Origin of the sequence: Streptococcus infantis (genome assembly GCF_047460825.1) — a bacterium.
Lineage (GTDB): Bacteria > Bacillota > Bacilli > Lactobacillales > Streptococcaceae > Streptococcus > Streptococcus infantis_V.
The window spans coordinates 19869-40464 of record NZ_JASHFO010000012.1 but is presented as its reverse complement, the minus strand read 5'-3'; the positions used below and the strand labels follow the sequence as shown (position 1 = coordinate 40464).

The window sequence follows — 20596 nt, the reverse complement described above, 5'->3', positions numbered from 1 at the left end:
TCTAATAAATAGAATCTCTTAGTTAATGATTGACAAAAATGATAACGCTTGAGTGTTAAGAAAAAACGCTTATTTCTGGATCTATCTAAAGCAGGTCCATTTTTTTCAGACTGTCTTTAAAACCTTCTTCAAGGATAAAGAAAAGATTGTCAACGCCCTTCAATTATCCTACTCCAATGCCCAATTAGAAGCAACGAATAATCTTATCTAACTTATCAAGCGTAATGCCTTTGGTTTTAGGAACTTTGACAACTTTAAGAAAAGAATTTTCATCGCTCTGAATATAAAAATGAAGAGGACATCAATTGTCCTCTCCAAATGTTAGTTTTTATTCAACCCACTACAGTTGACAATGAGCCTTTTTACTTAAGGCCCTTGATATACTTGACAAATGGTAGAAAAGAGCCAATAATTTAGAATTCAAATGAATCAACTATTTTTTTGAGTTCAGAAAGTGTAAAATATTCTTTTTTATATTTTTTAAGTTGCTTATCATATAGAATTTGTAAATTATTATTCTTCCTTAAATTTATATATTCTTGTTGGATTGATTTATCAAATTTAAACTCAGGGAGATAGTTTTCATATTTTTTTCTGTAAACTAAAAGTTTAGCAAGAATAAGTTCCTTATCTGGATTGACTTTAGATACGTGTTTTACATATGTATATTTTTGAGTTTTATCTATTTTAAAAACAGAAGAGATTTCTAGACTTCCTGTAGAATAATTAAAAGCTATTGAATCCATATTTGTGTAAACAGTATTTGTTAGTTCACGCCATTTAGGATTTCTAACAGGTTGTTGGTTATGTTTAAATGCCCAAGTATCTTTTAATTCCCAAATATCTACCTCTATTTTTTCAAAAAATATTTTATATCCGCCAAATGCATTAATACGAATATTTTTATTTGTTTCTTCTCTTATAATATCGTATAAACTTACTTTTTTGTCTTTTAAAATTACTACAATATCAATATCCCTAGATTGTTCTTTAACATGCAAATATTTATCTCTAATATATCCGCCAAAAATAATTACTTCACTCACTTTGTTCAATTTTTCAATAAAGTGCGCGATATTTAAGTTTTTTAAATCTTTTTTTATATTAATTTGAATATCTGAATTCAATTTATTTGTCATGATATTACATTCTACCATTCATAAGTTTTTTATGTAAAGATACAGCATAAGAATCTGTCATTCCCGAAATATAGTCAACAACGATTTGAATTTTTTCATAGTCTGTTAATTCTTTAATATGTAGACGCCAGTCTTTATCATTTAATAACTTAGGTAAACACTGAACATAGAGGAAATTATCCGAAATAAGTCTTACTAACTTCTCTTCTTTTTTAGTTTTAGTAGAATTTTTACATGAAATTTTTAATATAGCAGGGATAAATAAATCTAATAATTTAGTAATTACCGTATCGCCAACTAATTCTAATTCCAAAACTTCAGCTGATGAGAAAGCTTTTTTAAAAATTAAATCTTTTATATGCTTTAATATATTTTCCAGTGGTTCAATATTAAGGAGCGCTTCATTTTTGAAATTACCAGACATTATTTGGTCATAAACTTCATCAGTAAATCTATCAATTACAACATAAATCATTATTGATTGTAAAAATGATTTTAAATTTTGGGAACAAATTAAATCATAATCAGGAATATCTTTACTAAGCTTGTTGATTGTATTAGAAAAATTATCAAAACGTTCCTGATATTTAAATCTACCAATTTTATCAAAGTGTTTAGCTAACTCAGAAATTGAATTTTCTATAACACTTTTGAATTCTTTACTATAAATATCATTCCAAGTGATTAAACGTTTTTTTACACTATCTTCTAAATCAGCCATAATATATGCGATATCATCTGCTGCTTCTAAAATAAAAGTTGCTGGATGTCTGACTTCTTCTTTATTATTCATCATATTTTCAAGTATAAACTGATTAATTGTTTTCTCAGAATACATATATCCAAACTTTTCTTTCCCTATATTTTTATTTTCACCCTTGCACTTTACATTTGAAGAAGACCATGGATACTTCATAAGTGTTGCTAAAGTTGCTAAAGTTAAATTAGCTCCAAATTCATCATTCAAAAGCTGCAATCGTGATAAAATTCTAATACCTTGTGCATTACCATCAAAGTATTTAAAATCACATTTTTGCTCTTCTGTTATCATATTTTTTTCTGATTTTAAAGTACTATAGTTTAGTTTATTATTTTCTTTTGAATCTTCATTAAAAAAATTTGAGAACCAATTTTTGATAACATATTCGCCAAAATGACCAAAAGGAGGATTTCCTAAATCATGTAATAATCCTGAGACCTTCAATAGAGAAGGGAGACGCTTTAGTTGTTTTAAATCTTCAAATCCTTCTACATTTCTTGTATGTAAAATGTGAGCTATTTGCCACCCCATAGATTCACTTAGTGAAGATACTTCTAAAGAATGTGTTAACCTAGTTCTAATAAAATCATTTTGCTGTAGTGGAAAAACTTGAGTTTTATCTTGAAGTCGTCTAACCGACGAAGAATATATAATTCTAGCATAGTCTCTATCAAATTCATTCTGTATATCAACAATGTTTGAGGAAAATTTATTATTATGATGATTATTATTATAAAGATCACGAATTCTAACATCAAAAAAAAGTTGTTCCCAATTTAACTTGGTCATATTATCTCCTTTACAAATATAAAAAAATTAACTAAATATTTTAGTTGGAATTAAAAATAAACAATATTAAGTAAGTATTTAGTCATAAATTAATAAAATATGAAGACGTTATTTTATTGTATTTTTTTATCTAACTTTTAAATGCAGTACACAACAATTGACTCATTCTATTTAATATTTAAATGAAAGATTCTTTACAGTTTAAACGGTCAGTTTCATATGAAATGTACCAACTTATGAGATACTTTATTATACCATACTATATGTATAAAGAGTGTATGAAAAGTAATGAAAATTCTATCATAAAATTTACTATCAAATATCCCTGAAAATTAAAGGAATACAACTGCTTTAAGAAATACCCACATATGGTTTCCCAAAAAACTGTTCTTCTTTAAAAAATTGACACACAAATAGCTACTTAAAGTAATCGTTATAACGACTCCTAAAGAAGTCGCCTACATCGAAAATTGGATTGACAACTATCCTAAAAAGTGTTAGGACTACAAGTCACCTAGATAATTTCTTCTTTCTGGATAACTTGAACTTGAAATTTAGCTTAATTTTATCTTTTATGCTAATGATTTGCTAATTAACTATAAAATTTTTTTCCTTATTTTAAAATTCACGTAATAAAATTTATGTAAACAACCAATCCTACAACAATAAATCTTTCACTTTCCCAATCTCGCTTTTTGGAATCACGAGATGAATCATATCACCTAGATACATCCTTGTAGATCCATTAACTGTTTTACTTTTACCGTTATGTACCTGGGTTGTGATAAGTACGTTATGTGGTAAATTGAGTTCATGTACCTGCTTACCAGCTATTTTGTCTGAAACCGGGATTTCTATCAGTGTAACTTCTCCATCATCAGTTGCTGATTCAGGTAGCATTTTCTCCAACATGGCTTCATAGACAGGTGTCCCTTTGAGCAAATCCATGATGATGTAAGCTACTAGAGTCACCATTCCTAAAGGCATGAGATTTCGGATGTCACCAACCATTTCTGTCACAAGAATCATAGCTGTCAAAGGTGCTTTTGAGATAGCCCCAAAATAACCACTCATTCCAAGAATTACAAAAATAGGAAATTGCTGCTGGCTAACAAGGCCAAGATTGACACAAATAACACCTACTAGAGCACCAAGTAAAGAACCTAGTGCTAAAATAGGTAGGAAAATTCCACCTGGCAGTCCACTTCCGTAACTAATCATGCTCCAGATAAAGCGAATGATAAAGTAAAGTAAGAGAATTTGGAAGCTATAATCTTGTTCTGTTAAGGATAAGACAACCTGATTTCCTCCACCAAGTATCTGTGGCAGGAATATTCCCACAGGAATAATCAGGATAAAAGCAAAAATTGGATGATAAGTTTTATCAATATGAACCTTTTGGCCAATCCAATCATAAACTTTTCCGACATTCAAAACGGCTTTTTCATAAAGAAAACCTGAGAGCCCAAGAAAAATTCCCATCACCAGATAAATCCAATATTGACTAAGACTCATAAGAGGGATATCATCCGGCATATCCAAAACAGGTGTTAAGCCGAAGATGAGAAGAGAGACGAAGTTTGCTACCAGACTGGCTGCCAAGGTAGAAACCCAGAAAAATCTTGAAAAATGGTGATAGACTTCTTCTACTACAAATAATAACCCTGCAATCGGCGCATTAAAGGCAGCAGCAAGTCCAGCAGCAGCTCCACTCGCGATTAAAGAACGTTCTTCGACAGGGCTAGACTTGAGCCACTTAGCAATTCCTTTACCTCCAACAGCACCTAGTTGAATACTTGGACCTTCACGACCGAGCATGAGTCCACTAGCAATTGCTAAAATACCTAGAATATATTTCTTCCAAAGCACACTCCACCAGTTGAGTGTCATGAGACCTTTTAACTCTGCTTCGACTTGTGGAATACCAGAACCTTTGATATCTTTTTCTGAGCGTGTTAATTTAGCACTAAGCCAGCAAATAACAAGATAAAGTAGGGAAATAATCAAAAGATTTCGTATCAGGTTCTCTTGATCATGATAAAGCCCTTGAAGGATATGAAAGGCTTTTTCAATCAGAAATCGAAAAGAACCTACAATAAGTCCCACGACTAATCCAACAATGATACCTCGCCCTACTTGAGATAAAATTGTACTAGATGCAAAGGCAAATTCTTTCTTGGAACTAAGTGTTTCCGACTGTTCCTCCATAATTTTCTCCTTTAATTATCTTTTTCAGCTTCTGAAACGATCGTTTTAATCGGTTCAAAGCTTGTGCGATGAATGGGTGTAACACCGTGCTTTTCTATACCTTCTAAATGTTTAGCCGTTCCATAACCAGCATTTTGAGAAAAATCATAACCTGGAAACTCCTGATCATAGTTTGCCATGATCTTATCTCTGGTAACCTTAGCAATGATGGATGCAGCTGCAATGGATAGGGAATTCGCATCTCCTTTGATGATGGATGTCTGAGAAATCGGCAAATCCAACTTCATAGCATCAATCAAAAGATGTTCTGGTTGAGGGTCAAGCTGAGAAATAGCTTCTTTCATAGCTAGTTTAGTTGCTTCATAGATATTGACCTGATCAATGACTTGATTGTCCATAATTCCAATACCAATTGCTAGAGCATTGTCCTTAACGGCCTGAAAAATCTCCTCGTGTTTTTTCTTAGGAATCTTCTTACTGTCATTCAAGCCTTTAATCTTACAATTTTTGGGAAGAATGACTGCTGCAGCAACAACAGGACCAGCTAAAGGGCCACGTCCAACCTCATCTACACCTGCAATTAAGCTAATCTCTTGTGCATAAAGATCTTTTTCGTAAGCTAACATGCCTTCTAGGCGCAGATTTTCATCAATTTCAGCTTGAATGGCTTTCTTGCGCTTTTCAATTTCCTTTTGAACGCCTGAACGAGAATCTTTTTCAAATTCCTTAAACAAGGGACTTTCAAGTTCAGTTATCTTTGCTAATTCTTCTTTTATTTCTTTAATCGTTGCCATTGAGGTCTTCCAATGTATCTAATGTATAGTTACCTAGTTTTCCATCACGAACTTCTTTGACGAAGAGATTGTAAAAGCGATCATAATCATCACGGAAACCAAGGATACGAGTCATGTCCATGATAATTTCAGGAGCTTCATCGTCCAGATTCATTTGTTTAAAACGTTCTTGAAGCTTATCAGGATAATGTGTTTTAAAATAATTAAGACCGAAAATTGTCACTTCATCCATTGGAAGCAATTGATCCTTTATTGCTCCTGTAAGGGAAAGTTTAAGAGCAACAGTTTCATCTTCAAATTTTGGCCAGAGAATCCCTGGAGTGTCCAAAATTTCAAGGTCTTTATTCGTTTTGAGCCATTGTTGGCCTTTTGTCACACCTGGCTTGTTACCAACTACAGCAATTTTCTTACCAGCCAAACGGTTCATTAGCGTCGATTTACCAGCGTTTGGAATACCGATTATCATGGTACGTAAGGTTTCGATTTGAATCCCACGTTCCTTTTGACGAGCAATCTTATCTGCCATGAGTTTCTTAGCAGCATCCGTTACAACTTTTACTGTAATTTGTTCTTTAGAATTGATTGCCAGTGTTTGAATGCCTTGTGATTCAAAGTGTTGACGCCACTCTTTTGTTAATGCTGGGTCTGCTAGGTCTGCCTTGTTCAAAATCAATAGTCTTGGTTTATCTCCGATGATTTTCGTCAGCATCGGATTTTGACTAGACAAGGGCAAACGTGCATCTACTAAAACTGTCACAAAATCAACGAATTTTAAATTTTCCTGAACCTGACGACGCGCCTTAGACATGTGTCCAGGAAACCATTGAATAGTTGCCATGAGAGTACAATTCCTTTCTCTTATTAGATTTGTATCTATTTTTCCAGATTAAAAAATTAAATAGATATCCTTTTTCTAAAAATTAATCACTATCTTTTATTATAACATGATTTCTCGTATTTGACGCTCGATTCAATGCCGATTATAAAATGTTTTCTAAGTGAATCAGTCACAAATGAAATTCCTCATTGTCTAAAACGATTGAAAAATAATAGTGTTCACCATGATTTTTAACATAGTTGCTGATATACTTTTCTGTTTGGAAAATGGATTTCCTGCTATCAATAGTTGGATCTTGTTTTTCGTAATACCAATTATCATAAGTATGTGTCAATTGGCCATTATTGTAGCAAAAACATCTCCACCTAGTATAATTTGATTATTGGTTTTGAGATTATCAAGTAAGTCTGGGATTACTGAATAATCATAAGCGTATGCGTCAATCCCTAAGTCACGTTGATCGATTCCTCTTTTATTTGTATTCTCGAAACACTGTTTCATAAAGTTCATTTTTAAGTTTCTCTTGATAAGCAAAATCGATAACCACTATACAGTCGTTATCGATTTTAATGATTTTTAGTCTTTTTCACCAAGCTTGCTGTTAATTGACATCATAATGCTTGCAATTTTTTCTCCCCAGTATGGATCTGAAGCATAAAGGACATTCATACCTGATGATTTATTTCCTAGGTAAGTTCTGCCATTATCAATGTAATTTTCGCGAATCCACTTAGCCGCACCTAAGATACCCTTATCAACATCGTCAAAGCTTTTAGCTGAATCATATGGTGTTGTATCGTAAGCTGCGATACCAAAGAAGTTATTTTTATCCTTAGCAATTTGGCTACGTCCCCATGAACTTTCAAGGGCACTATGGGCGATTAGATAGAGAGCGTTGATCTGATAGCGTTCTTCAGCTTCTTTAAAGATTGCACCCTTACCTGCCAGACGACTTCCCTTGATATTCATAAGAGAATAGACTTTATCTAATTCTTCAGCTGTGTAATTGCTTGGTTTTCTTAAATCTCTAAATAAGAAAGGATTTTCAACTGTAAAGTCTTCAAAGTTCATACCATCAGCTGAATAGTATTTTTTTCCAATTGCCATTGATGAACTATGAGGTGCTACACGGATACTTGCGTATGGTGACAATTCGTGGTAGAGATAGTTACCATCAGTGGCATAGTGAGGAATAAAGTCACTATCAGAGCTGACCGCTACTAGATCACTCTTGTTCATGTATCCTGAAAGGCCTGAAATTTTGACTGGAAGTCGACCGTCTTTGGCTTCTGCACCATCAATCGCTACAATACTTCCTTGTGAAATATAGCTAAGTTTCTCACCAGAAGCGCTATATACATTTGCTGTAATTGGTTTTACTTTATAGTATGCTGCTGTATCAGAAATCCATTTTCCATTGCTTTGGAAAGTATAGTCTTTCCCGTTAATGGTAAAGTTACCAGTTACATAAGCTCCGTCTTCTTTTAGATAATACCAAGCATTGTAGTCCGTATCGAAAATCCATTCATTTTTAGCCATATAACCAAAAGGTTTGAGATAGTAAGAACCTACCCATTGATTTTCGGCATAGGTGCCGTCTGATTTGAGATAGAACCAGCTCTTGAATTTTTCATCGAAAATCCATTCACTTTTGGCCATGGCCCCACTATCTTTTAGATAGTATTTCTCTTTCCATTGGCTACTTAACATGTCACCATCTTTATGAAAAGAGTACCATGAACCATTGATTTTTTCCCATTTATCGCGGATAGCTTTTCCTGAATCAGTAGCATAATACCACTTCTCATCCATCTGCACCCAATCCTTTTCAGCCATAGCGCCACTAGTTTTGAGAAGGTAGTCATTATAAATGGTTTTACTTAGCATGGCACCAGATTCATCAAATCGATACCATAGGCCATCAATCTTTGCCCACTTGTCACGATTGATTTTTCCTTCTTGATTGCCGTAGTACCATTTATCACCAATTTTTACCCAGCTATTTTCAGCTAAGACACCACTTGCTTTGAACAGATAATCATCGTAAACAGCATTGCTGATCATGAGACCATTTTCATCGAATCGATACCAAACACCAGCTATTTTTTTCCAATTTGAAACTGGCTGATTATCCTCATAATAACGCCATTGGTTATTTTCTTTTTGCCAACCTTCTTTGTTAACTACCTCTACTACTGTTTCTTTTGAAGGTTGTTCTTTGGTTTCTGGAGTTTGAGAAGCTGCTTTTTCAGCTTCGCTTTGATTTTTCTTCTCATTGCTTACTGTATTGGTAGCAATCTTTTCTGATGATTGAACATTATTGGTAGCTTGAGAATCCTCGGCATAGACTGTCGTTTTTGCAAAACCTGCCATAGAGAGGGCAACTGTACTTGCCAGCAATATTTTTTTCATTCTTTTCTCCTTGCAAATACCTAAATAGGGGATTTGATGTTTCTATATATTGTGTAAAAAACAGTAATTATCCACTATATTATACAATATTCTGTTAAATATAAAAGTAGTATCTTTCAGAAGAAAAGAACTTGTAATATTTTTAAAATATTTTAGAAATAAAAGTCAATAAAAAGTAGTCGAACATCAGCTGAACGACTACTTTTTTATAAAATTATGCTTGACCATAGACTTCTTTGCGATTTGTTTTGGTTGTTTTAGTAGAATTCTTCCAAAGGTTTGGATTGATGAAAATAGTGACGATCGCTAGTATTGCAAAACCAATCCCAACATACCAGTAGGGTGTATCCAAGGTTGTAGAGCGTCCTGAAAGATTGACAATTCCTCGGAAAAGTGTACCCGCTGTAATAATTGCTACTGCCGAATTCCATAGATTTAGACTAATACGAGAGAAATGAGGGAGAACCTTGAGAAAGATTGCTAGTAGAATCCCCCCTACAAGAGGTGCTGCAAATAAATAGTGCATATAAACAGAAGTTTCTCCAAAACTAAAAGCTTCATAAATTCTAGAAAATGCAAAGAAGAAAATAGTGATTAGTGTGTAAGAAATGACTGTTTTCTTAAAACGTTTTTTGCCAAGATTAGTAACCGATGTAGACAATATCACTCACCGCCCTTTCTGAAATTTTGTTTCCACCAGTCGTTGGTTTATTGATAACCTGACCGTTGAAGTAAAGTGTAGATGATCCACCACCATCAAGATTGTAGGCAGTCTTTGCACCATAAGATTTCATGACCTCAGCTAGCTGATAAAGAGAGAGTCCTTCACTTTCTGATGTACGTCCGTCTGAAACAACAATAATATAGTGATTTTCATCGATAATACCAATCGCTGAACGAGGATTTGATGCCATGGCCTGTCCTACTTCTGTATTGGTATCAACTGCAATTTCACCATTTTCGACCAAGGCTGGTCCAAAAGCCAAGAGATTGACGACACCGTCATTTACTAGTTGCTCAGCTGAGATCTGATCTTCGTAAATAATCTTAAAAGAGCCGTCTTTATAAATAGCTAAGTCGCCGTTACTAGAATCTTCACGAACAGTATCACGATAGACAACGCCATTACGGATAACATAACCTGTAGAGTTAGCACCATAGTAGTCCCCGTTTACCGCTAAAATGGCATTGTTGTCAGCTGCGGTTACAGAGGTTTTTGCAGTTACGTTAGTTCCATAAGCATTTTGAGCAAAGGCAGTTTTCAGATAATCTGATGAGCTCAGAGTAATATCAGCAACGTAGACTTGTGTATTATTGACCGTCGTTTCAGACAAATTGACGGAAATATTGTCATCTTTATAACTAGAGTCAGTGACAGTAGCTGTCTTAGCAGCTTGACTTGCTGCTGCAGCATTGGAACTTGTGCTAGTTGTGGCAACTGTCGAGATAGTTTCAGCGAGGACAAAGGTCTTTAGCATTGAGTAACTAAAGGATCCTGTCAAGAGTAGGCCAAGAACTGAGGCGTAAGCATAGCGTTTCTTTAAAAATTTCATAATACAGTTGATGTCCTTTCCTTAAAGATGAATTTCTTCTGCACTGTCCAAGAGACAGCGAAGAGAAGGATGCCGACGATAACTTTGGCGATCAGAAGGTTGATACCAAAGACTGTAAAGAAGAGACGAATCAGTAGCGTGTCTAAGACAAAGAGTCCGACTGCTAGACCAAAGTATCCCATCCCTGTTTTTACAAGGCTATCATCATTTTTAAAGACTAGTTTTTTATTTGTAGAATAGTTGAAAATAGAGCTAGTCACACGAGCGACTCCGTTTGCTAGAAAGATACGTAAACTCGTCGGAACTGTCGGCAAAATCAAGATTGCTAGGGCGTAAACGACATAGTCTACAACAAAGCTACTGAGAGATGATAAGGCAAATTTAAAGATATTTTTATAAATCATGAGCCCGTCTTGGATTGGGCGGAAGTGTGAAGCCTCATTGTCATTAATATAGACAGTTTCAATAGGAACTTCTACGATCTCATATTCTTTCGTTGCTTCGAGCAACATATTCATTTCATATTCGTAACGCTGGCCTTCAATCTTAAGCATAAACGGTATCAAGTTTGTAGTAAAAGCACGAAGACCTGTCTGTGTATCTGTTACTCCTACTCCAGTTTGAAGTTTAAAGAGAGCTTTGGTTAAGCTGTTACCAAAACGGCTACGAAGGGGAACTTTTCCTGAAAAGGCACGTACACCCAAGATTAGCTTGTTTGGATTTTCGGAAGCTTTATTAGCCGTGCGGAAAATATCCCATACCTTGTGCTGTCCATCCGCATCTGCTGTGACAACCGTACCATAAATGTTTTGTTCTTGGATATAAGTAAAGGCTGTTTTTAGAGCCTGCCCTTTACCTTGGTTCACTTGGTGACGGATGACAGTTGCATATTGTTCTGCTTTGTCAAAGATTTTTTGGCACTCTGATGAACTGCCGTCGTCTATGACTAAGATATGAAAATCACTCTTTTCGTGAATTTTTTCGATGAGTTTGATAAGTTTATTATCTGGTTGATAAGCTGGAATGACTATGTAGTTCATATCGATACCTCTTTCTTTGATGATGGTATAACTATACAGAACATCGCTTAAAGATACCTTATATCAGTTTTCTTTAAGATTCGGTTTAAAAAAATTCAAGCTTAAAAAAAGACTTATCACTTAATAAGAAATATGGTTTGAATTTTCAGATAAAAATAAATATACAAAAAACCTCAAATAGTAACTGTATTTGAGGATGAATCTTATCACAAAACGAGAGTTCTTAATCTATCTTCTCTCTTAATCTTTCAACAAAGAGATAGGCTGCGGGGCAGGTTAGAGTATTTTTAATAGTAAGATTATTGATTTGGTAAATCTTCTTACGGTCAGTATGTGGAAATTCACGACAGGCTTTGGGACGGACATCGTAGATGGAACAAAGATTATCGCCTCCTAAAAATGGACAGGGCATAGATTTGAAGACCTTATCTCCATCTTCATCTACTTGCAAAAACTCAGCTTCAAAGGCTGGCAATTTCATTTTAAAGTATTTTGCGATACGTGTGATATCTGCTTCTTTGAAGTCTGGACCAAGACTCTTGCAACAGTTAGCGCAGGCTGTACAATCAATTTCAGTAAAAACTTCTTGATGGATTTCAAGGGCAATTTTATCCAAATTCTTAGGTGCTTTCTTTTTCAGATTTCCTAAAAACTTCCGATGCTCTTTTTGTTTTTGCAAGGCTAGTTGGTGATAATATTCGATATCGATTTCTTTTGACATAGTTTCTTTCTATTTTTTTAATGTTGATACAAATATTTTAAGTTTATACATAAAATAAATTATGTATAATACTCTTAAGACTAATTTTAACAATAATGAGTCTATCCATGCAGAACGAAAACTACTGCTATACTATCATTCTTTCTAAAAAAGGTTTGATGCAGTTGGTTAAAATGCCTTCTATCCAAGATTTTTGAGCAGACGATAGGTTTTCTGCATTTAAAGACTCCTTTAAAAAATCACGTACCTGGTCGGGTGCTATTTCAAACTCAAAAGCCTTCATTTTGTAGAAAAAATCAAATAGATTATTAGATAGATATTCTCTTGAAAATGGAATTTCTCCGGTTTTTCGATACATGATTAGAAGTCTAGAAAATCGAGCTTTTTCTTCGGGTATATCTTGAAAATAAGAGTTTAACAACCATACTTGCTTTTGTTTTCTTTCAAGAGGGTCTTGACTAGCAATGCGTTGATCCTTTTCAAGTTCTCTTTGATACTGTTTTGATTTTATAGAACGTTCTGTCCGATTTTTACCGAAGAGAATCTTTTCCCACTGGCGTTCTTCTAGAGTCAGTGTTTCGCTCAGTCCAAAGTAATCTTGATAGGCACGTTCAGCTGGTCCCATTGCTAGAACCAGGTTATCCGCATATTGTTTTGCAATCTTGTCTCGCTTCTTTCGTTCCTTTTCAGCTTTGATGCGAAGTTCTTGCTCATAGTCAATTTTTTCTTTTCCCAGTTTAACAAGATAGAGTTGATCGTCAGATTTTCCAAGTAGAAAGGGTTTGATAAATTTCTCAAGGACTTCTTCCATACGAGCTTTCTTCAAAGGCTCTGCCTTAGTCCAACTTCCACCTTGAAATACCTCCAAAAAGAGTTGATAATCCTTTTCTGGTGAGAATTGATTACCTCGATTTGACTTAAAAGCTCCCTTTTCCCATAGCCAGTTGATCAGTCGCTCATCAAAATCTGTTTTATTAACTCGAATGGCTTCTTTTTTCTGGGCCTTTCTGGTTAGATTTTCAAGCTTTCTGAGAAGTTTTTCCTCCTCTTCTAGCTGTTGATCTAGGCTAATTCTTTGGAAATGACGCACACAGTCACTCCCAATGGGAAAGAGACGTTTGCCAGTAACTCCGTTAAAAAGTTCATAAGCATACTTAATAGCATTACCGCAGACACAATTGCTTCGACCGATTCCATTAAAAATCAAGGAAACTTCACTCCATTCTTTGGTAGCTTGTTCCCAAGTATCGTCTTTAGATGCCTCTAAAACTGCATCATATAAGTTTTTTCTAACAGGAATGGACATGAGGTCTCCTTTCTTTTTAGAGTTTAACGACTTCTACTTGGTCTTTACCAAGTAGAATCAAATATTTCTCAACTGTTTCTATCTGATAAGAGCGAGATAGAGCCTCTGCATAGAGATCTAATTGTCCTCGATAGCGTTCAACAAGCTGACTAGCATGCTCATAACGGTCTGTCTTGTAGTCAAAGAGAGCAATCTTATCATTGTAGAGGAGATACCCATCTAAGATTCCACGGACAACAAAGTTTTCTTGACTTTTCTCGTCTCTTTTTAACATTGCGAAAGGTTGTTCTCGATAGAGTTTATCTTGATTTGCAAGAATCTCTTGACCTAGAACTGTATCAAAGAAGGACAAGATTTTTTCTAGATTAACTTTATCTTTAACAGCTGTACTAGCCTGAACTTGCTCCAAGGCTTCTGTCAGGTTTTCCAAAGTAGGTTTTTTATCGAGATTGATTCGTTGCATGAGTTCATGGGTAGCACTACCAATTTCAGCACCAGTAACTTTCTTAGTTTTAGAGAAATCAGGAAGGTTGAATTGAACAGTGCTTTCTTTTAGTTGACTTTGACCAGCCACTACTACGCCTTCCATATCCATGACGGGTTCATAGAATTTTTTAATCTGACTTGGCGTTTGAACACTTGGAAGATTAATTGCTGCTCGGTGGACTTGATTATAGACTTCCACTTCTTTCAGCATTTCTAAAGCTTCCTTAATGGTATCAGATTGACGGTTATCTGCTTGGGATTGGTCTTGGAGCTGGCTTTTATTTTCCAAGACTCCGATAGCTTCCTTGGTTAAGTCTTCTTTACCCTCAAAACGTACAGTGAAGTGCAAATCCTCTTTCGTAAATGCTTGGTAAATCGCCCAAATCCAGTCCTGGAAATTACTAGCATCTAGTCTAGTTTCTCGAGTCAAAAGACCTTTTCCATTTGTCGGATATTCTTTAGCTTCTAATTTTTCACGAGATCCTTTTCCGACTAGATAGATTTTTTTCTCAGCACGCGTCATGGCTACATAAAGCAAACGCATCAACTCAGAATAGCTTGCTAACTGAAGTTCTTCTTCGTTTTGCGTATAGGTCAAGCTAGGGATAGATAATTTAATCGTAGATGGAACGTATTCCTCTTTGGCATTTGTAGCTACTCTAGCAACATACTTGAGCCCAAGGCCATTTTTACGACTTAGGATAACTTCAGACATGGAATCTTGCTTATTAAATTGCTGATCAATATTAAGGATAAAGACATAAGGAAACTCAAGGCCCTTACTTTTATGAATACTCATAAGTTCTACAGCATCCTTAGGTGGTGCCACAGCGACATTGGCAAGATCATGCTGGGCTTCCAAGACTTGGTCAATCATTCGAATAAAACGGGATAATCCCTTGTAATTACTCTTTTCAAACTGATCTGCTCTTAGAGCAAGGGCGTAGAGATTTGCCTGTCTGGCCTGTCCATTTGGCAACGCACCGACATAGTCATAGTAAAAGCGGTCGCTATAGATTTTCCAAATGAGGTCATAAAGAGAATGTGTTTTGGAATACAAGCGCCAAGCCTGGATGGTTTCCATGAAAAAGTCTAACTTTTTGTGTAATTCAGTCTTAATTAAATCCTTATGAAGACTAGTTTTCGCTTGAGCGTTGACTAATTTCTCATAAAAGTTCTCTTGAGCTTTATCTTCAGATTTTTGGAGAGCGAGACGAGCCAATTCATCCTCATCAAAGCTAAACATCGGAGATTTCATTAGAGCAACCAAAGCAAAGTCTTGAAGAGGGTTGTGGATGACACGAAGAGTATCCAACATCACCTGGACTTCTAGGGATTGCAAATAGTTTGCTTGAGCACCGTCTGTCTTGACAGGAATACCATATTCAGACAAGGCGAGCAGAACTTGATCATTACGACTTCGACTAGCAGTTAAGAGAGCCATGTCCTTGAAAGGTACACCCTTATCATTATGAAGGTGAATTATCTCCTTAAGCACCATCCGCATTTCACCAGTCAGTTTGTTGGTTGCAAGTTCCTCCTCATCATCAGAATCGCTATCATCATCCTTATCGTACAAGAGAACTTCTGCCTTGTTTTCTGGATTTGATTGAATATCAGTATTCCCAAAAACAAGTTGATGCATACCGTCATAAGATATCTCTCCAACTTCCTCATCCATGAGGTGTTTAAAGACATCATTTGTAGCGTCAAGAACCTCTGAACTGCTCCGGAAGTTTTCCTTAAGCAGAATTAACTGACCTTCTTTGTCATCTTGAGCAAATCTATGAAATTTTTCGTTGAAAATTTGGGGATCTGCCTGTCTAAAACGATAAATAGACTGCTTAATGTCACCCACCATAAAACGATTATGACCGTTTGAGAGGAGTTCTAGCATTCTTTCCTGGATGTGATTGGTATCCTGATATTCATCGACCATGACTTCATGGAAGCGTTCCTGATACTCTTGTCTAACCTGAGGGAAGTTTTCCAGAATCTCAATGGTATAGTGGCTAATATCAGCAAATTCGAAGGCATTTTCTTCGCGTTTTCGTTGTCGATAGGCATAAACAAAATCTCTCATGAAGACTTGGAAAGTCTTTGCCAAGTCCCAGGACTCTTGATGATAATTTTCTTGGAATTTTAGTAAAGTGATTTGATCATTGAGTGCAATCAGCTTTTCAAATTTTGATTTTCTCTCTTGGTTGTATGCTTCTTTCAAGTCTTGCAGTTCGGCCTTGCGACTGGCATTTGTGAGAGCTTTACCATTCTTAGCTTTAGAAATATTTACAACTCGCTCTAAAACTTCTTGGTATTGTTCAAAAGTAGATTCATGAGTTAAAGAGCTGATTTCATCAAGTACTTGTTGAACAGACTCTAAATAAGCTGCTTTACCAAATTCCTTGGCATCATTATCCAAATGGTAACGGAAAAAGCTTTCTAAATCCCAGAGTTTCTCCTTTATATCGTCTACAATGTTTTCTTTAGCAACTGTAAAATCAGCCTTTTCAAAACCTTTTAGGAAAGATTCCTCTAGCCAAGCCTGAGGATTGCTAGTGGACTGCAAAAAGTCATAAATCATATAGACCTGTTTACGTAGTCCACGCGCATCTTTACTCCTACCAGCAAAGTTCTTGACCAATCGACTAAAATTATCTTTCTCCTTGTCTTGGTAATGACTTTCAAAAACTTGACGAAAGACCTCATTTTTTAAGAGAAGTTGCTCACTTTCATTCTGAAGAATACGAAAATTTGGAGAGAGGTCAAGGAGATAACCATGCTTGGTCAGGAATTTTTGCGTAAAAGAGTCCATAGTCCCAATCGCAGCATTGGGTAAATCAGCTAATTGTCTGCCGAGGTGTTTTTTTAGTTCAAGATCTTGCGTTTTTTGGATTTGTTGGCTGATTTTCTTTTCCAAGCGTTCTTTTAACTCGGTTGCTGCCTTGACTGTAAAGGTTGAGATAAAGAGTTGGCGAATCTCAACACCACGCGCTAGTTGGTCAAGGATTCGTTCAGCCATGACGAAAGTCTTCCCTGAACCAGCTGAAGCTGAGACCAGAATGTTTTTACCAGAACTGTAGATAGCTTGAATTTGTTCAGCTGTTTTCTTAGGTTTCTTGTTAGACTGAGCTTCTGCTACTTGCAAGGCTGTAATCTCTTCTTGAGATAAAAATTTCATCGCTCCAACTCCTCTCTGATTTTATTAAACCAAGCTTCCTTGGCATTGCTCTTGGCAACTTTCTCTAAAAATCTCGCCTGACCTAGATGGTAATTGGCTTCGAAACCTGTAATAGCTTGATATTGTTGAACATAGGGTGCAATGCTTCTACCGTTTTCTGTATAAGGGTTGATCGCAAATTCACCAGATAAAATCTTCTCTGCCGCTTTTTTGTAGAGAAGGGCATTATAATCCAATAACAACTGGAATTCCTCATCTGACAACTGATAAGTCTTATTTTTATTGTAAAACTCTCCAAGGTTTTTTATCTCTTTTTCAAGAAAGAGGCCTTGGTATTTCATAGTCTTATTCGTTTCTGCTACTGCTTTAGAAAGAGTTTTTGCAGTTTGCAATGACTGAATTGGTTCAGCCATTTCTAGGTACATAGCACCAAAGAAGTCTCTATTCCCTTCTTGCTTGAGGGCAGCTAGATAGGTTGGTAATTGCGAATTAAGACCGTTATAAAAGAGAGGAAACTTGAACTGAGTCAAAGAAGACTTATAATCTACAACACCGATAGCATCAGAAGTTTTCAAACGGTCAATTCGATCAACCTTACCACGAACATAGAGATTTCGACCATTATCTAGCTGAATAAAGGCTTGTTCCTTGCCACCAAAGACTGCCTCTTCCTGAATCGTTTCAACATCCGCATTATGTCGAAGAATATGTCCAGTTGCACGCGCAACATCCAAAAGAACTTCCTTGGTGAATTGAGCTTCTAAACTTTCTTGATAAATGGCTTGAAATTCTCGCTCTTGACTGGTTTCAGAGATTGCTTGTTCTAAACGATGATCAAAGGATTCATCACTCGGAAGTCTCAATACACGTTCAAAGATCCGATGCAAGAAATTGCCATGACTTCGAGCATCAGGTCGTAAACGCAATTCTTCTTGCAAGCCTAAGACATAACGAAGGTAATAACTGTATTCATTACGGTAAAACTCCGTTAGTCCAGAAGTAGATAGATAGAAATCTTGATCTTCAGGATACAAGGCTTTCAAAGTTTCAGAATCTAAAGCCTTGCTTTTCGGACTTGTTGGTAAGATGGGATTTTCCAAACCTTTGCCTTCCAACTTTTTACCCATCACACGAGCCAGAACTTTTACAAAAGTTAAGTCTTGGTCACTTGTCTCCCTCTCACCTTGCTGATGATAGGCAACCAGACTAGACAAAAGACTGTGATAAGAACCAATGTCATCTTTCGATAGATTTTTTCGATCAATTCTCTTTTCAACCTTGCTAAAACCAAAGTCCTGCAATTCTTTCAGATAAACTGACTCTTTACTCTCATTTTCATTGAGTAAACTTGGTGCTGATAAGACTAATTGCTTCTTAGCAGAGTTGACCAAAGAAAGCATGGTATAGCGGTTCTTCTTAAGGTTTTCTTGACTTGTAATCAGTAATTGAGAACTTTCTTGGGTTGCTTGGTTCAGTACTTCCCTTTCTTCATCGCTCAACAAACTGGTGTTTTGAGCAATTTTTGGCAAGTGTTCTTGAGTTAAGCCAAGTGCATAGATGTACTCAGATGTCAAGGGTGCAATCAAATCATAACTCTGCACCAGGACAGTATCTACCGTTGCTGGAATTGTACGGTAATTTGACAAGCTCATACCTGAATGAAGAAGTGCCAAGAAATCATCTAAAGTGACTTGGGAACCTTCAAACACGGTTGCAAATTGCTCCATTACGTGGCAAAATGCTTTCCAGACCTCCTCTTGTCTTTCTTGTTCTGCCACTTCCATTGTTGCAGATAAGGTTTGCAATTGCTTGGTCACAAAAGAATCCTTCAAAAAGTTCTTCCATTTTGCAAGGATATTTTCAGCTTTTTGCTTACGACTAGATAATAAAGTTTCTAGTGGATTTAGAACACGAACACGAAGCTTATTTAATTTTTCTAAATCAAATTTCCCATGATGATTTTTTGTGAATTCTTGTTTAAAACTAGAAAGACCATCAATACCTAGATAACGAAGATATTGTTCAAAGCTATCAATTTCCTCTTGATTAAGGTCAGTATACAAGCCAGTGCGTAAGAGATTAATCAAATCTTCTTGACGGAAATTGTATCGTTTCAAACGCCCGATGGATTCAACAAATTGAGTTAGAGGATGATGAGCCATAGACTCACTCTTGCCCAAATAAAAAGGAATCTGATATTGATTAAAAATTGTCTGCAAGGACAGTTTATAGGACTCTACGTCACCAAGTAGGATTCGAAAATTCTTATAGCTAAGTTTTGGCTCTTGGTGCAATTTCTGGCGAATACTACGAGCAACTAAATCCAGCTCTTCTTTTTGTGTCAGACAAGACCAGATTTGCAAGTCTTTTCTATCTTCGTCATTCACGTCTAAATTAATTTCGGAATAATCATAAGCACTTTCGAGTAATCTTGAGGCCTTGGCAAAGGCATCAAGTTTCTCATGGCCATGACAAGCATTTTCTGCCTTGGTTTGATATTTAAAGGCTAAATGATGCAAAAACTCAACACTAGCTTGATAGAGATTCCCTTCAGTAAATGGACTTGTATAAGCTTTTTTAGTCGCATAAGCCCCGATAACAATTTCAACACCCTTACGATAAAGTAGATCCACTAGGTGTTCTTCTTCTGCAGAAAATCGGGTAAAACCATCAATGACTAGGGCAATCTGACTAAAATCACTACTTACTTTATTTTCTTCGATAGCATTGATCAGATATGATAATTGACTCCCTTGCGAAACTTGACCTTGATTCAGATAAGCTGTTACCTTTTCAAAAATCAAGAGTAAATCAGAACGTTTATCAGCGTCAGATAGACTTTCTAAATCCAAAAAGCTCATCTTCGCGGTTGTCATTTCATGATAAATCTCAATCAGTTGTTGGATGAATTGCGGATCTTGCTTAATAGCCCCGTAAACACGCAAATCCTTAGCGTCTATCTCAGACAAACATTTATAGAAAACCATGCCCAGACCAATATCATCGAGACTTGACTTCGCGGGTATATCGTTTAAAACCAGATAACGAGCCATTTGAGCAAAGCGCGTGACTGTGATCGCAAAAGAAGCCTGCTGACTCAAGCACTCCAGCACGGCACGTTCCTTTTCAAAAGAAAGAGAGTTAGGAGCTATGTAAAAGACTCGTTTGCCTTGGGCAACCAGTCCTTGAGCCTCCTTGGTCAGGATTTCTGTCAAAGAAGTCCGAATGTCGGTATAAAGTAGTTTCATCTCTGCCTCATTTGATTTTTTCATTACCTTTCATTATACCATTTTTTGACTGCTAATCCTATAAATAGAGAGTTCTTAAACTACTGATAAAAAGTAAAATGCCAGAAATTTCCGGCATTGATCG

General features: G+C 36.0%; 14 protein-coding genes and 1 pseudogene. 1 reads left to right on the top strand and 14 read right to left on the bottom strand.

The window, feature by feature from the left end; all coding sequences use genetic code 11:
- Window positions 1-85 precede the first annotated feature (85 nt).
- A pseudogene (locus QM911_RS05140) lies at window positions 86-325 on the top strand (transposase); the annotation flags it as partial.
- Window positions 326-413: 88 nt separating this feature from the next.
- On the opposite strand, the gene QM911_RS05135 reads toward QM911_RS05140, so the two are convergent.
- The 14 genes from QM911_RS05135 to rexB form a co-directional block, all read right to left on the bottom strand.
- Window positions 414-1139 carry a nucleotidyltransferase domain-containing protein gene (locus tag QM911_RS05135; RefSeq protein ID WP_414313318.1) on the bottom strand — a complete coding sequence of 242 codons (726 nt, stop codon included), beginning with the start codon at window positions 1137-1139 and terminating at the stop codon, window positions 414-416.
- 4 nt (window positions 1140-1143) lie between these two features.
- Window positions 1144-2688, bottom strand: coding sequence for a dGTP triphosphohydrolase (dgt, locus tag QM911_RS05130; protein ID WP_414313317.1), 1545 nt, complete (start codon window positions 2686-2688; stop codon window positions 1144-1146).
- Window positions 2689-3345: 657 nt separating this feature from the next.
- Window positions 3346-4896, bottom strand: coding sequence for a chloride channel protein (locus tag QM911_RS05125; protein WP_414313316.1), 1551 nt, complete (start codon window positions 4894-4896; stop codon window positions 3346-3348).
- An 11-nt stretch (window positions 4897-4907) separates the two neighbouring features.
- On the bottom strand, window positions 4908-5690 hold the full coding sequence (locus tag QM911_RS05120) for a ribonuclease HII (RefSeq protein ID WP_414313315.1): 783 nt from the start codon (window positions 5688-5690) through the stop codon (window positions 4908-4910).
- Complete coding sequence (ylqF, locus tag QM911_RS05115; RefSeq protein ID WP_414313314.1) at window positions 5677-6528, bottom strand: ribosome biogenesis GTPase YlqF; 852 nt, start codon at window positions 6526-6528, stop codon at window positions 5677-5679. The genes QM911_RS05120 and ylqF overlap by 14 nt, the downstream gene beginning before the upstream one ends.
- Window positions 6529-6858: 330 nt before the next feature.
- A complete protein-coding gene (locus QM911_RS05110; RefSeq protein ID WP_414313313.1) occupies window positions 6859-7038 on the bottom strand; it encodes a hypothetical protein in 180 nt (59 codons plus the stop codon).
- A 66-nt stretch (window positions 7039-7104) separates the two neighbouring features.
- Complete coding sequence (locus QM911_RS05105) at window positions 7105-8940, bottom strand: glucosaminidase domain-containing protein (RefSeq protein ID WP_414313312.1); 1836 nt, start codon at window positions 8938-8940, stop codon at window positions 7105-7107.
- Window positions 8941-9154: 214 nt separating this feature from the next.
- Complete coding sequence (locus QM911_RS05100) at window positions 9155-9601, bottom strand: hypothetical protein (protein ID WP_414313311.1); 447 nt, start codon at window positions 9599-9601, stop codon at window positions 9155-9157.
- On the bottom strand, window positions 9582-10493 hold the full coding sequence (locus QM911_RS05095) for a phosphodiester glycosidase family protein (RefSeq protein ID WP_373115159.1): 912 nt from the start codon (window positions 10491-10493) through the stop codon (window positions 9582-9584). Before QM911_RS05095 ends, QM911_RS05100 begins: the two co-directional genes overlap by 20 nt.
- The gene (locus QM911_RS05090; RefSeq protein WP_373115161.1) at window positions 10490-11533 is read right to left on the bottom strand and encodes a glycosyltransferase; all 1044 of its coding nucleotides are present in this window, start codon (window positions 11531-11533) and stop codon (window positions 10490-10492) included. The genes QM911_RS05095 and QM911_RS05090 overlap by 4 nt, the downstream gene beginning before the upstream one ends.
- A gap of 223 nt (window positions 11534-11756) precedes the next feature.
- Complete coding sequence (locus tag QM911_RS05085; RefSeq protein WP_049509707.1) at window positions 11757-12254, bottom strand: YkgJ family cysteine cluster protein; 498 nt, start codon at window positions 12252-12254, stop codon at window positions 11757-11759.
- 127 nt (window positions 12255-12381) lie between these two features.
- Complete coding sequence (locus tag QM911_RS05080; protein ID WP_414313310.1) at window positions 12382-13560, bottom strand: hypothetical protein; 1179 nt, start codon at window positions 13558-13560, stop codon at window positions 12382-12384.
- Between the two features lie 16 nt (window positions 13561-13576).
- Window positions 13577-17224, bottom strand: coding sequence for a helicase-exonuclease AddAB subunit AddA (gene addA, locus QM911_RS05075; RefSeq protein ID WP_414313309.1), 3648 nt, complete (start codon window positions 17222-17224; stop codon window positions 13577-13579).
- The gene (gene rexB, locus QM911_RS05070; RefSeq protein WP_414313330.1) at window positions 17221-20472 is read right to left on the bottom strand and encodes an ATP-dependent nuclease subunit B; all 3252 of its coding nucleotides are present in this window, start codon (window positions 20470-20472) and stop codon (window positions 17221-17223) included. Before rexB ends, addA begins: the two co-directional genes overlap by 4 nt.
- Window positions 20473-20596 lie beyond the last annotated feature (124 nt).

Coding starts and splice junctions, on each gene's coding strand:
- QM911_RS05090 (WP_373115161.1), bottom strand. CDS start 11,533: ATGAACTACATAGTCATTCCAGCTTATCAACCAGATAATAAACTTATC.
- dgt (WP_414313317.1), bottom strand. CDS start 2,688: ATGACCAAGTTAAATTGGGAACAACTTTTTTTTGATGTTAGAATTCGT.
- QM911_RS05135 (WP_414313318.1), bottom strand. CDS start 1,139: ATGACAAATAAATTGAATTCAGATATTCAAATTAATATAAAAAAAGAT.
- QM911_RS05125 (WP_414313316.1), bottom strand. CDS start 4,896: ATGGAGGAACAGTCGGAAACACTTAGTTCCAAGAAAGAATTTGCCTTT.
- QM911_RS05105 (WP_414313312.1), bottom strand. CDS start 8,940: ATGAAAAAAATATTGCTGGCAAGTACAGTTGCCCTCTCTATGGCAGGT.
- QM911_RS05120 (WP_414313315.1), bottom strand. CDS start 5,690: ATGGCAACGATTAAAGAAATAAAAGAAGAATTAGCAAAGATAACTGAA.
- QM911_RS05095 (WP_373115159.1), bottom strand. CDS start 10,493: ATGAAATTTTTAAAGAAACGCTATGCTTACGCCTCAGTTCTTGGCCTA.
- QM911_RS05085 (WP_049509707.1), bottom strand. CDS start 12,254: ATGTCAAAAGAAATCGATATCGAATATTATCACCAACTAGCCTTGCAA.
- ylqF (WP_414313314.1), bottom strand. CDS start 6,528: ATGGCAACTATTCAATGGTTTCCTGGACACATGTCTAAGGCGCGTCGT.
- QM911_RS05110 (WP_414313313.1), bottom strand. CDS start 7,038: ATGAACTTTATGAAACAGTGTTTCGAGAATACAAATAAAAGAGGAATC.
- addA (WP_414313309.1), bottom strand. CDS start 17,224: ATGAAATTTTTATCTCAAGAAGAGATTACAGCCTTGCAAGTAGCAGAA.
- QM911_RS05080 (WP_414313310.1), bottom strand. CDS start 13,560: ATGTCCATTCCTGTTAGAAAAAACTTATATGATGCAGTTTTAGAGGCA.
- rexB (WP_414313330.1), bottom strand. CDS start 20,472: ATGAAACTACTTTATACCGACATTCGGACTTCTTTGACAGAAATCCTG.